General features: G+C 49.8%; 12 protein-coding genes and 1 pseudogene. 3 read left to right on the top strand and 10 right to left on the bottom strand.

Features of this window, described 5'->3' with window-relative positions; genetic code table 11:
- Positions 1 to 118 precede the first annotated feature (118 nt).
- The 8 genes and pseudogenes from fabF to yceD all read right to left on the bottom strand — a co-directional run bounded on the left by fabF (position 119) and on the right by yceD (position 6271).
- Entirely contained in the window at positions 119 to 1363 is a 1245-nt protein-coding gene (gene fabF, locus AYY16_RS01505; protein ID WP_067364531.1) for a beta-ketoacyl-ACP synthase II, read from the bottom strand.
- A gap of 77 nt (positions 1364 to 1440) precedes the next feature.
- A pseudogene (gene acpP / locus AYY16_RS01500) lies at positions 1441 to 1681 on the bottom strand (acyl carrier protein).
- A gap of 155 nt (positions 1682 to 1836) precedes the next feature.
- On the bottom strand, positions 1837 to 2571 hold the full coding sequence (gene fabG / locus AYY16_RS01495) for a 3-oxoacyl-ACP reductase FabG (protein WP_067361114.1): 735 nt from the start codon (positions 2569 to 2571) through the stop codon (positions 1837 to 1839).
- A 7-nt stretch (positions 2572 to 2578) separates the two neighbouring features.
- On the bottom strand, positions 2579 to 3511 hold the full coding sequence (gene fabD, locus AYY16_RS01490) for an ACP S-malonyltransferase (protein ID WP_067361110.1): 933 nt from the start codon (positions 3509 to 3511) through the stop codon (positions 2579 to 2581).
- Positions 3512 to 3530: 19 nt separating this feature from the next.
- Positions 3531 to 4484 (bottom strand): beta-ketoacyl-ACP synthase III, encoded by a 954-nt coding sequence (locus AYY16_RS01485; protein ID WP_067361107.1) that lies wholly within the window; start codon positions 4482 to 4484, stop codon positions 3531 to 3533.
- Positions 4485 to 4489: 5 nt separating this feature from the next.
- Positions 4490 to 5536: a phosphate acyltransferase PlsX gene (gene plsX, locus AYY16_RS01480; RefSeq protein WP_082970552.1), complete on the bottom strand. Its 1047-nt coding sequence runs from the start codon at positions 5534 to 5536 to the stop codon at positions 4490 to 4492.
- A 27-nt stretch (positions 5537 to 5563) separates the two neighbouring features.
- The gene (gene rpmF, locus AYY16_RS19485) at positions 5564 to 5734 is read right to left on the bottom strand and encodes a 50S ribosomal protein L32 (protein WP_074401108.1); all 171 of its coding nucleotides are present in this window, start codon (positions 5732 to 5734) and stop codon (positions 5564 to 5566) included.
- Between the two features lie 12 nt (positions 5735 to 5746).
- Complete coding sequence (yceD, locus tag AYY16_RS01475) at positions 5747 to 6271, bottom strand: 23S rRNA accumulation protein YceD (protein WP_067361101.1); 525 nt, start codon at positions 6269 to 6271, stop codon at positions 5747 to 5749.
- Positions 6272 to 6441: 170 nt separating this feature from the next.
- Between yceD and AYY16_RS01470 the strand changes: the two genes are divergently transcribed.
- On the top strand, positions 6442 to 7032 hold the full coding sequence (locus tag AYY16_RS01470; RefSeq protein ID WP_067361098.1) for a Maf family protein: 591 nt from the start codon (positions 6442 to 6444) through the stop codon (positions 7030 to 7032).
- A 41-nt stretch (positions 7033 to 7073) separates the two neighbouring features.
- A complete protein-coding gene (locus AYY16_RS01465) occupies positions 7074 to 7409 on the top strand; it encodes a hypothetical protein (RefSeq protein ID WP_067361095.1) in 336 nt (111 codons plus the stop codon).
- Between the two features lie 115 nt (positions 7410 to 7524).
- Here the strand turns inward: AYY16_RS01465 and rluC are convergent, their stop codons facing one another.
- The gene (gene rluC, locus AYY16_RS01460) at positions 7525 to 8484 is read right to left on the bottom strand and encodes a 23S rRNA pseudouridine(955/2504/2580) synthase RluC (RefSeq protein WP_067361093.1); all 960 of its coding nucleotides are present in this window, start codon (positions 8482 to 8484) and stop codon (positions 7525 to 7527) included.
- Between the two features lie 533 nt (positions 8485 to 9017).
- Here rluC and rne point away from each other — a divergent pair.
- Complete coding sequence (gene rne / locus AYY16_RS01455) at positions 9018 to 12230, top strand: ribonuclease E (protein ID WP_067361091.1); 3213 nt, start codon at positions 9018 to 9020, stop codon at positions 12228 to 12230.
- Between the two features lie 116 nt (positions 12231 to 12346).
- On the opposite strand, the gene tmaR is transcribed toward rne, so the two are convergent.
- Positions 12347 to 12673 carry a PTS system regulator TmaR gene (tmaR, locus tag AYY16_RS01450; protein WP_067361089.1) on the bottom strand — a complete coding sequence of 109 codons (327 nt, stop codon included), beginning with the start codon at positions 12671 to 12673 and terminating at the stop codon, positions 12347 to 12349.
- Positions 12674 to 12919: the final 246 nt, after the last annotated feature.

Here is a 12919-nt window from a genome sequence, read left to right as displayed (position 1 = left end):
AATGAATAAGGGTATAGTATAATGGTGGTTTTTGTGCAAAATACCGCTGATATCGTTCAGTCTCTGTGAGACAGGCAAAAAAAAAAGCGCCACCGGCGCTTTTTCCTGACGGAATATCTTAAATTTTACGGAAAATCAGGGAACCGTTGGTGCCGCCGAAACCGAAAGAATTACAGAGTACATATTCCATACCTTCCACTTTGCGGGCTTTACCCGGTACAAAGTCGAGTTTGCAGACTGCATCATCCTGATTATCCAGGTTGATGGTCGGCGGAACAATCTGGTCACGCAGGGAAAGAATCGTAAAAATCGACTCAACCGCACCTGCCGCACCCAGTAAATGCCCGGTCATGGATTTGGTGGAGCTGACCAGAACAGATGTTCCTTTGCCAAATACCGCTTCAACGGCGCGGGCTTCCGCCACATCACCCGCTGAGGTTGATGTGCCGTGTGCGTTAATATAGCCAATCTGGTCTGCGGACAATTTCGCATCCTGCAACGCGTTAGCCATCGCCAGCGCAGCACCTTCACCATTTTCCGGCGGCGATGTCATGTGATAAGCATCGCTGCTCATCCCGAAACCAACCAGTTCCGCATAAATTTTTGCACCGCGTTTTTTCGCGTGCTCATACTCTTCCAGCACCAACATTCCGGCACCGTCACCCAGCACGAACCCGTCGCGATCTTTATCCCACGGACGGCTTGCCGTCTGCGGATTGTCATTATTGGTGGATAATGCACGGGCAGCACCAAATCCTGCAACACCTAATGGTGTGCTGGCTTTTTCAGTTCCGCCTGCAACCATCACATCCGCATCACCGTACGCGATAATCCGCGCCGCATGACCGATATTATGAACACCGGACGTACAGGCTGTGGCAATCGAGATACTCGGGCCACGCAGACCGTAGATAATGCTCAGATGGCCTGCGACCATATTAATAATCGTCGACGGCACAAAAAACGGACTGACTTTACGCGGTCCGCCATGACTAAGAGAATTGCAGTTTTCTTCAATCAGTCCGAGCCCACCAATACCAGAACCAATCGCAGCACCGATACGCGTTGCATTGGCTTCTGTTACTTCAATTCCGGAGTCGGTCATTGCCTGAATACCGGCAGCAACACCATATTGAATAAAGAGATCCATTTTCCGTGCATCTTTGCGCGAAATATTGAATTCTTCGTGATTGAAGTCTTTCACCATACCGGCGAACTTTGTCGCATGGTTTGTGGTGTCAAAATGTTCAATCAGGCTGATACCACTCTGTCCGGCACACACAGCATCCCATGATGATTCAACTGTATTACCGACAGGAGATAACATGCCCAGTCCGGTCACGACTACACGACGCTCAGACACGCTGATCCTCCAGGGAGGGAAAATAAAAGGAATAAATAACATAGGCGGTCGGGTGACCGCCTGGATATGAGGTTTGCTTATTTAACTTCGTTATTAGTAACGTAGTCAATAGCAGCCTGTACAGTTGTGATTTTTTCTGCTTCTTCGTCTGGGATTTCGATGTCGAACTCTTCTTCCAGAGCCATCACCAGCTCAACTGTGTCGAGAGAATCAGCGCCTAAGTCATCAACGAATGAAGCTTCGTTTTTTTACTTCGTCCTCTTTAACACCCAGTTGTTCAACGGTGATTTTCTTAACACGTTCTTCGATAGCGCTCATACTATTAAATTTCCTATCAAAACTCGCTATATGCGATGGTTTTCGTAGTTTATAAAATACAGGAAAAGATGCAACCCAATCCCGGCTGGTCTGACCAAATAATTACTTATTTTTGTGTATTTCCACACAAAATCAGCAAATGGTCAGCTCAAACATTAAATCATGTACATGCCACCATTGACATGCAATGTCTCGCCTGTAATGTAAGCCGCTTCATCAGAAGCTAAGAAGGCTACAGCACTGGCAATCTCGTCAGCATCACCTAAACGGTTCGCAGGAACCTGAGATAAAATGCCTGCGCGCTGGTCTTCTGTCAATGCACGGGTCATATCAGTTTCGATAAAACCGGGTGCAACAACATTGACGGTGATACCGCGCGACGCGATTTCACGGGCGAGTGATTTGCTAAAACCAATCAGCCCGGCTTTCGCCGCCGCATAGTTAGCCTGTCCCGCGTTCCCCATCGTTCCGACAACAGAACCGATGGTGATAATACGACCATAACGTTTTTTCATCATGGCACGCATAACTGCTTTGGACAGACGGAAGATTGATGAAAGATTGGTGTCCAGGATATCCTGCCACTCATCCTCTTTCATACGCATCAGCAGGTTGTCACGCGTGATACCTGCATTATTAACCAAAATATCGATTTCGCCAAATTCCGCACGAATTTTTTCTAACACCTGGTCAATGGATGCGCTGTCCGTCACGTTCAGGGCAAAACCTTTACCCTTTGCGCCTAAGTATTCACTGATGGCAGCCGCACCGCTTTCGCTGGTCGCTGTACCAATGACTGTTGCACCGCGTGCAACTAATTTTTCCGCGATTGCACGGCCTATTCCGCGGCTTGCGCCGGTAACAAGGGCAATTTTTCCTTCAAAGCTCATCTCAGCCTCAGCGATTTTCAAGAGCTGTCGTTAATGATGCCATATCATTGACAGCGGATGATGTTAATGTTTTCACAATACGCTTGGTCAGTCCTGTCAGAACTTTACCCGGGCCTGCTTCCAGCAGATCTTCAACATCCTGTGCGGCCATAAACTCAACAGTTTCTGTCCAGCGGACCGGATTGAAAAGCTGACGGACTAATGCATCACGAATTGCGTCGGCGGATGTCTCTATCTTAACATCAACATTGTTCACAACCGAAAAGTTTGGTGAATTAAATGTGATATTTTTTAGCGCAACGGCTAATTTTTCAGCAGCCGGCTGCATTAATGCACAATGTGACGGTACACTGACCGATAATGGCAGCGCACGTTTTGCACCGGCTTCTTTACATAATGCCGCGGCACGTTCAACGGCGTCTTTTTCACCGGCGATAACAACCTGGCCCGGTGAGTTAAAGTTAACCGGGGAAACAACCTGCCCCTGAGCCGCTTCTTTACACGCATTGGCAATGGCGTCATTATCCAGACCGATGATCGCGTACATGGCGCCGACCCCGGCCGGAACGGCTTCCTGCATCAGGCGTCCGCGTAATTCGACCAGTTTGATGGCTTCTTTAAAATCAATCACCCCGGCACACACCAGCGCGGAATATTCACCTAAGCTGTGACCCGCCATCAGTGCGGGCATTGCACCGTTATTTTCCAGCCAGACACGCCAGACAGCAACAGAGGCTGCTAACAGTGCAGGCTGAGTCTGCCAGGTTTTATTCAGTTCATCTTCAGGCCCGTTCTGCACGAGTGCCCATAAATCATAGCCCAGTTCAGCTGATGCTTCGGCAAATGTTGCCTGAACGACCGGAAAGTGTGCAGCCAGTTCAGCCAGCATACCCACAGACTGAGAGCCCTGACCGGGAAATACCATTGCGTATACAGACATGAATTATCTTCCTGAAAAATTAAAAACGAATTAAAGCAGAACCCCAGGCAAAACCGCCGCCGAAGGCTTCAATCAGAATCAGCTGACCGCGTTTAATGCGCCCGTCACGGACAGCTTCATCAAAGGCTGTCGGCACAGAGGCAGCGGATGTGTTTCCGTGACGATCAAGCGTCACAACCACTTTATCCATGCCCATGTTTAATTTTTTCGCGGTCGCCGTAATAATACGCAGATTTGCCTGATGCGGCACCAGCCAGTCTAATTCTGATTTATCAATATTATTAGCTGTCAGTGCTTCTTCCACGACATTCGCCAGTTCACGAACCGCCACGCGGAACACTTCGTTACCTGCCATTGTCAGGTACGCCGGTTTCTCACTGTCTTTGCGATCTTTATTCGGTAATGTCAGCAAATCGCCGTAACGGCCGTCAGCATGTAAATGGGTGGATAAAATGCCCGGCTCTTCTGAGGCTTCCACCACAAAGGCGCCTGCACCATCACCAAAAAGGATAACCGTTCCGCGATCCTGCGGGTCCAGTGTTTTTGCCAGCACATCTGAGCCAATCACCAGCGCTTTTTTCGCCATACCGGTTTTAATAAACTGATCAACTACGCTGATGGCGTAGCTGAAACCGGCGCAGGCCGCTGCCACATCAAATGAAATGCAGGTATCAATACCCAGCAGATGCTGAATTTCACAGGCCGCACTCGGGAAGCCATGTGTTGATGAGGTGGTGCCCACAACGATAAGATCAATATCATTTACCGGAATTCCGGCCATATCCAGCGCATTCAGCGCGGCCTGGTGACCCATTGTGACAACGGTTTCATCATCACCGGCCAGACGGCGCTCGCGGATACCTGTACGGGAAACAATCCATTCATCCGATGTGTCGACCATTTTTTCCAGATCGGCATTAGAACGGATCTGTGCAGGAAGATAGCTCCCGGTTCCTAAGATTTTTGTATACATAATAGTTAGTTACTCTTGGGTGATGCCATAGCGAGACGTGCAGCTATCCGTTCAGGTACTTGCTTTTCAACCGTCTGTACCGCAAGTGCGATAGCTGCGTTGAATGCATTTATATTCGCAGCACCATGACTTTTAATCACAATACCACGTAATCCTAACAGAGAAGCACCGTTATACTGGTCGGGGTTCAGGTGACTGAAACGTTTATTCAGCCATTTGGTGACCACTTTCTTCACGACTTTCTTAACAATTTTATACAACCGGGATGAAGATTTGCCTTCATTCTGCGATTTAAACATAGAAAGGATCACACGTATAACCCCTTCCATTGTTTTGAGGGTAACATTACCCGCGAAGCCGTCACACACCAGAACATCTGTTTTACCGGTCAGCAGTTCATTGCCCTCTGCATAACCAATATAGTTGATTTCCGGCATTTCTTTTAACACGGCGGCGGCTTCGCGGATAGTGTCCGGCCCTTTAGTCTCTTCTTCCCCGATATTGAGAAGCGCGACCCGCGGGTTTTTGATCCCCGCAATATCTTCAGCCATCACCGATCCCATCACAGCAAACTGTACCAGCATGGCACTGCTGCATTGCGGGTTTGCGCCTAAATCCAGCAAAACGGTTTTCGTTTTCAGCTGATTCGGCACGACAGTCATCAGTGCGGGGCGCTCAATACCATCAATGGATTTGAGCATCAGTTTCGCCAGTCCCATCAGCGCACCGGTATTACCGGCGCTGACGCACGCCCCTGCCTCCCCGTCTTTCACCAGCTCAAGCGCAATACGCATTGATGTCCCTTTACTCTGGCGGATAGCCTGAGACGGTTTTGCATCATTTGCGACAGTCTGATAAGCAGGGATCACCCGCAGACGACTGAGTAGCTCAGCATCCTGGTGTGCAAGCAGAGGAGAGATAGAATCAGGGTGCCCGACCAATAGTAAGGTGAGCTGCGGATTAGATGCCAGTGCCTGCAACGAGGCAGGCACTGTGACGCGGGGGCCAATGTCCCCGCCCATGGCATCTAACGCAATGGTTAGATTAGTCAAGATATCAACGTGCCCGGAGGCAGCAGATTACTTGTTGATTACCTTGCGACCACGGTAGTAACCATCAGCGGTCACATGGTGACGAAGATGAGTTTCACCTGAGGTTTTGTCAACAGAAACCAGAGTTACTGACAGAGCGTCATGAGAGCGACGCATACCACGTTTAGAGCGAGTTGGTTTATTTTGTTGTACGGCCATTGACCTTACTCCTTAATTACTTTTCTTTAAGCTGGCTAATGCGGCAAAAGGATTAGGCTTTTCAACTTCCTCTGGAAGTTTACCAAAAACTTTCTCCGCGTCGGACACTTCACAGTGTTCAGATTCATGTACCGGAACCACGGGCAAAGACAGAATTAACTCATCTTCAATCATTGCCAGTAAATCTGTTTCACCAAAATCATTTACGTCAATTGGCTCATACTCTTCCGGTAATGCCTCAGCCTTTTCATCACTGGTGACAGGGCTGAAACAATACGTTGCGTGGACATGAAGCGGGAAGATGTTACCACAACGCTGGCACTCAAGTGAAACATCAACATCTGCTGTTCCCTTAATTACTGCCAGACGCTGAGGATCGATTTCAAACCGCAAATCAACATCAACATCGCTGTCCACACTGGCCACTGACTCCGCTAACCGCGTAACCTGCTCAGGTGTATAACACCCCTGGTAATCCAGTCGCTTCTGCGCGGTACGTTTTGCATCAATGGTCAGAGGTAATTTTATCTTTTGCATAAGGCGCGCATCTTATATTTGTAAGACGATTTAGTCAAAGAAAATATAGAAAGCAAAAAAAGGCGATAATCTGCCCTTCCCGCTAAAAATACACTCAATAAGCGGCGCATAGTTTAGAATGAGTCCATTACTTTTACCACGTTTTTCTACCACGTTTTTCCGGGATATTTATGACATCACTGGTTTTAGCCTCAACATCACCTTACCGCAAAGCCCTGCTGGAGAAGCTCGGCATCCCGTTTGTAACCGGCTCTCCGGACATTGATGAGACACCGGAACCCGGCGAACAGCCACAGGCACTGGTTATGCGCCTTGCCCGTGAAAAAGCCCTTGCGCTGGCGTCAGCACACCCTGACAGCTTAATTATCGGTTCCGACCAGGTGTGTGTACTGGACGGCGAAATAACCGGCAAACCGCATCATTATGACGCGGCCTTTGCACAACTGCGCAAAGCCTCCGGTCAGTGCATTACGTTTTACACCGGGCTTTGTTTATATAACAGCGCCACCGGTCGTGATCACACATTATGTGAACCTTACTCTGTTCATTTCCGTACACTGGATGATGATGAAATCCGGGCTTATCTGCTCGCAGAAACACCTTATCAGTGCGCAGGAAGCTTTAAATCAGAAGGATTAGGAATCGCCTTATTTAAAAAACTACAGGGAGATGACCCTAATACGCTGGTAGGATTACCCTTGATCCGCCTGACGCAATTATTAATACAGGCAGGATCTCACCCATTACGGATCTCCCGGTAAATCCTGTTTCCGGGGTATTCTCTGACTGTTAAGGATCTGACATGAAATGGAAAATGACCGCTGTAGCAACAGCAGCCCTGCTATTCAGTGCCGCTGGTTTTGCTGCATCGCCTTCACTGGCTGACAAAACAACATTTGTTGCTAACTGTTCGAAGGAGGCCATTGCCAATCTGAAAAACCCGGATAACCGCAGTAAAGTTCCGGCAGTATGTGAATGTGTGTACGACAAAGCGGCAGCAAAATTCGGCACCAAAGGGCTGACTAAGCTTGATGACCAGATCCGCAAAGGACAGAAACTGTCAGAGCAGGATTCTCAGGTGATTGGTGAAATTGCACAGAGCTGCACAACTGACATCATTGGTGTCCCTGCGCAGTAGACTGTCAGAACCGGAGTCCCGGCTGATACACCCGCGATAACGGGCCGGGACAGGCAATAAAATTTATTTGCCCGCCCGTTATCACTCATTCACCGGCAAACATTGCCGGCGGGGTTTATTTTTCCTGCTTAGCGCGCAGTATTGTCAGACAGTGGCGCAGTTTCGGATCGATTGGTGCCTGAAGGTGCATTGTCTCCCCGGTTGCCGGATGCGTAAACGCGAGCGCTGCCGCATGCAGAAACAGGCGGTTAAGTCCTGTGCCTTTCAGTTGCTCATCAAACTGGCTGTCGCCGTAACGGTTATCAAAGGCAATCGGGTGTCCCGCGTGCAGCGTGTGTACGCGAATCTGATGTGTCCGCCCCGTAACCGGGCTTGCTTTCACCAATGTCGCATGCTCAAAACGCTCTTCCACTTTGAAACGGGTTTCTGATGGTTTTCCTTCTGCATTAACTTTCACCACACGTTCACCGCTTTGCAGAATATTTTTGAGCAACGGTGCCTGAACAGACTTAACCGACGACTGCCACTGTCCACGCACCAGCGCCAGATAATCTTTCTGCATTTGTTTCAGACGCAGTTGCTCATGGAGCGCGCGCAATGCGGAGCGCTTCTTCGCAATAAGCAGTATCCCGGAAGTATCGCGGTCAAGACGATGCACCAGTTCCAGGAACCGGGCATCAGGGCGCAGCGCACGCATGGCTTCAATCACACCAAAACTCAGACCACTGCCGCCATGAACTGCGGTGCCTGCCGGTTTGTTGATAACCAGGATATGGTCGTCTTCATAGATAACGCAATCTGCCAGTGCCGCGACTTTATCCAGCTTTGCCGACACAGGTGCGGCATTTGATTCTGCCACACGCACCGGCGGGATACGGACACTGTCACCTTCCGCCAGTTTGTATTCCGGTTTTATCCGGCCCTTGTTCACCCGCACTTCGCCTTTGCGGATAATGCGGTAAATCATGCTTTTCGGCACCCCTTTCAGGCGGGCGAGCAGAAAATTATCAATGCGTTGTCCGGCTTCGTCATCGGTCACAACAACGAAATGAACGGCTAAATTATCAGTTTTCATGAAACGGGGGGCTATCCTCTGAACTGTTGCACCGTCACCCGGTATTGCTCCGGTGAAACAGGCGGCAAATGTGCGTCAATTTTTTACACGGTTATTTTCCCATTTTTTTCAGGAAAAGACCAAAGATTAACGTCATTAACAAATTTCTGCACAATTTTGATTAAAACATGCAATGTCGCCTTGCTATCACCACGCCAGCAATGGAATAATGCATACGCCGATATTGGCAAAACAGAAATTTTATATTTGTCTGACCGATGAAAACGCTGCAATGGCATAAGACGTTATTTCCGGTCAGATAATCAGCGGGCTGCGGGTTGCAGCTTACCGGGCCGGTATCACGTATAAACGTGATTTTCTGCCGGCAAAGAGAATTTCAGAATAAGACTGAACCTCACCGACACAATTTGCACCTCTATACGATCGACAGCCGGGAGGCTGACGGTGCGGTAAAAGCCACGAGGTCATCGGTTCCGGTAGCAACAAGATTGCCCGCAGCGCACTAACTAAATGAAAAAATTGAGTAACTTATAATGAAAAGAATGTTAATCAACGCAACTCAGCAGGAAGAGTTGCGTGTTGCCCTCGTCGACGGGCAACGGCTGTATGATCTGGATATTGAAAGTCCCGGTCACGAACAAAAAAAAGCAAACATCTATAAAGGGAAAATAACCCGTATTGAACCGAGTTTAGAAGCTGCTTTTGTTGACTATGGCGCAGAGCGTCACGGTTTTCTTCCTATCAAAGAAATTGCCCGCGAGTATTTTCCCGCTAATTATCACGCATCCGGTCGCCCTAATATCAAAGATGTCCTGAGAGAAGGTCAGGAAGTCATTGTTCAGGTCGATAAAGAAGAGCGCGGTAATAAAGGTGCAGCACTCACCACGTTTATCAGCCTCGCCGGGAGCTATCTGGTTTTAATGCCGAATAACCCGCGTGCCGGGGGGATTTCCCGCCGTATCGAAGGTGATGATCGTACTGAGCTGAAAGAAGCGCTTTCCGCGCTGGATATTCCGGAAGGTATGGGGCTTATCGTCCGTACTGCCGGTGTGGGTAAATCCGCTGACTCCCTGAGATGGGATCTGGAATACCGCGTCAAGCACTGGGAGGCTATCAAAGCAGTATCCGAAAGCCGTCCGGCACCTTTCCTTATCCATCAGGAAAGTAATGTTATCGTCCGCGCGTTCCGTGATTATCTGCGCCCGGACATCGGTGAAATCCTCATCGATAATCCTAAGGTTCTGGAACTGGCGCGCAAACACATCACCGCTATCGGTCGTGCTGATTTCGTCAGTAAAATTAAGTTGTACCAGGGCGAAGTGCCGCTGTTCAGCCATTACCAGATTGAATCTCAGATTGAATCCGCTTTCCAGCGTGAAGTCCGCCTGCCGTCAGGCGGTGCTATTGTTATCGATACCACCGAAGCCCTGACCGCCATTGATATTAACTCCTCCCGCTCAACGCGCGGCGGTGATATCGAAGAAACCGCCTTTAACACCAACCTCGAAGCGGCGGATGAAATTGCCCGTCAGCTGCGTCTGCGTGACCTCGGCGGTCTGATTGTCATCGACTTTATCGATATGACCCCTGTGCGCAATCAGCGTGAAGTTGAAAACCGGATGCGCGAAGCCGTTCGTCAGGATCGCGCCCGTATTCAGATCGGCCGTATTTCCCGTTTCGGTTTACTGGAAATGTCCCGTCAGCGTCTCAGCCCGTCACTGGGTGAGTCAAGCCATCATGTGTGTCCGCGATGCAGCGGAACCGGAACAGTGCGCGACAATGAATCACTGGCGCTCTCTATTCTGCGTCTGATTGAAGAAGAAGCACTGAAAGAGAATACCCATCAGGTTCATGCCATCGTACCGGTGCCGGTTGCCTCTTATCTGCTGAATGAAAAACGTCAGGCAGTCAGTGCGATTGAAACCCGTCAGGCCGGTGTCAGTGTCATTATTGTACCGAACAACCACATGGAAACGCCGCACTTCAGTGTCGTCCGCGTCCGTAATGGTGAAGAAATCGGTACACTGAGCTATCGCTTACCGGAGAAATACGAAGCCGAAGCCGCAGCCGTTGAGGAAGAAGAGACACCTGAGCGCCGTGAGCCGGAACAACCGGCAATCAATGCATTTGAAATTACCTCTGATGCACCCGTGCCGACACAGTCCGCCCCTTCCCGTAAACAGGAAGTTAAGCGCGATAATCGTCAGGAAGATAAAGCTGCTGCATCTTCCGAAGGCGGGTTCTTCAGCCGTTTCTTCAAAAAACTGTTCGGGTCTGAACCGGTTGCAGCCGTAGAAGCCCCTGCACAGAAAGAGACAACACAAGGTAACGATAATAACCGCCGTGGTGGTAACGATCGTAACAAACAGCGTCGTAACCGCCGTGATCGTAATGGTGACCGCCCTGAACGCGGGGAGCGCACTGAACGTGCGGGTAGTCCTGAGCGTACAGAGCGCCCTGACCGTCCGGAACGCGCCGCAGGTGAATCCCGTAACAAGCGTGATCGCGATACGGTAAATGAACCACGCAAACCGCGCAACCAGAACACGCCGGAAGAAGAACTGACACCGGAAGCACTGGCCGCCCGCGAAGCACAGCAGCAGTTACGCCGTGATCAGCGTGCAGAGCGTCAGCGCCGCCGTCAGGATGAGAAACGCACCCAGCCGCAGGATGAGAAAGTACTTCTCGCCCAGCAGGAAGATCAGGATGCACTCAACAGTGACGGCAATACCGAAGATGATGATGCACCGACTCAGGTTCGTACGCGTCGTACACGCCGTCAGTTAACCGGCTCTGTCCGTGTCACTGATAGTGTGACATCCGTTGCACCTGTCGCACCTGCTGTTGTTGCTGTAACGCCGGCAGTTCCGGCTGTTATTGATGCCGCACCTGCACCTGTTGTTGCACCGATTGTTGCACAGACGGCTGAAACTGAAGCCTCTGTCTCTGCGGATGCTGCCGGTGATGAAGCACACACTGATAATATGCTGCCGCGCCGCTCCCGCCGCTCTCCGCGCCATCTGCGTGTGAGTGGTCAGCGCCGCCGCCGTTACCGCGAAGACCGTCAGCTGACTCAGTCGCCGGTTCCGCTGGAAATGGCGGTGTTCTCCCCTGAGCTTGCATCCGGTAAAGTGTGGATCCAATATCCGGTGGTAACACCTGCTGCAGAATTTGTTCCTGTCGAAGATATCCAGGTCGATACCACAGATGCGGTTAATACCACTGCACCTGTTGCCGAAACCGCAACTATCGCCCCGGTTGTGACTGAGATTGTCGCGAATGTGGCAGAAACAACGGTTGTGGCAGAGCAGTTCACACTGACGGTTGCCTCAGAAGCACCACAGCCTGCTGTTGCTGAGCCTGTTATCACTGAGCCGGTGGTTACTGAGTCTGTCGCTGTTGAACCGGTGATTGCTGATGTGGCGCAAGTCGTGGTGGCGATTGTGAAAGACACCGTTTCTGACGTGACTGAACACACTGCCGCCGCAGAAACACATGTTGCTCAGGCAATTGCTGCTGCACCTCAGGTAACTGAAACAGCCGCTGTCGTGGTTGCCGTTGCGGTGCAGGCTGGTCATCATGCTTCTTCCGGGATGACAAAAGCACCGGCTCCGGCTGCTGCCGGTGAAGCATTTACAATTGTGGAATATCAGCGTGAAGCGCGTGAAGATTATCAGGCGCATGGCGCCGGTGCTCATGCCGCGACAAATCACGCCTCTTCCGGCGCGACAAAAACAATGCTTTGATTTATTAATCAGACCGTTAAATGGCTCCCCCGGGAGCCATTTTTTTATCCTGATTTTCAGGCAAAAAAAAACCGCGAATATCATTATTCACGGTTTCCACTATCAGGATCGAGCGATTACTTAATATCTTTAATATCGCCCATCGCTTTCAATTCTTTCGAGATTTCACGACGCTCTCTTGATAAATCAGCATTTTTAATAATGTACTCATCCACACGATCTTCATAGTCACCCCGCATATTTGCGATGATGGCCTGAATATCGTCAATGGACATTCCCGGCTTAATATATTCACTCAGGTTATCAAGCAGAAGCACACGTTTCTGGTTATCACGGATTTTCTTTTCGTTGTCAGTTATTTCACGCAGTATCTTATTTTTACGGCGAAACATACGAACGAACTCCAGGACATTGTGAAAGGAAGGCTTGGTTGTGTTGTCCATTATTCTACCCTTAGTCATATCTGAAATGTGATTCATTAAACAATACAGGTTAACCACGGCTGCCGACAAGTGATTCTGCCGATTTTCTCCGGTTTTATTCAGTGTAGCGTATTTATCAGCGGAATTGTTTCAGCTGATGCGATATCCGCAAAATATCCCCTTATTATACGCAATCATGATCGTGTTACCTGCCGGGCTTTAATGCACCATGAACATCTGTTGAAATTGGTAATTTCCCTCTTATTT

This window comes from Morganella psychrotolerans, assembly GCF_001676155.1.
Classification (GTDB): domain Bacteria; phylum Pseudomonadota; class Gammaproteobacteria; order Enterobacterales; family Enterobacteriaceae; genus Morganella; species Morganella psychrotolerans.
This window is presented reverse-complemented; position numbering and strand designations above follow the sequence as displayed.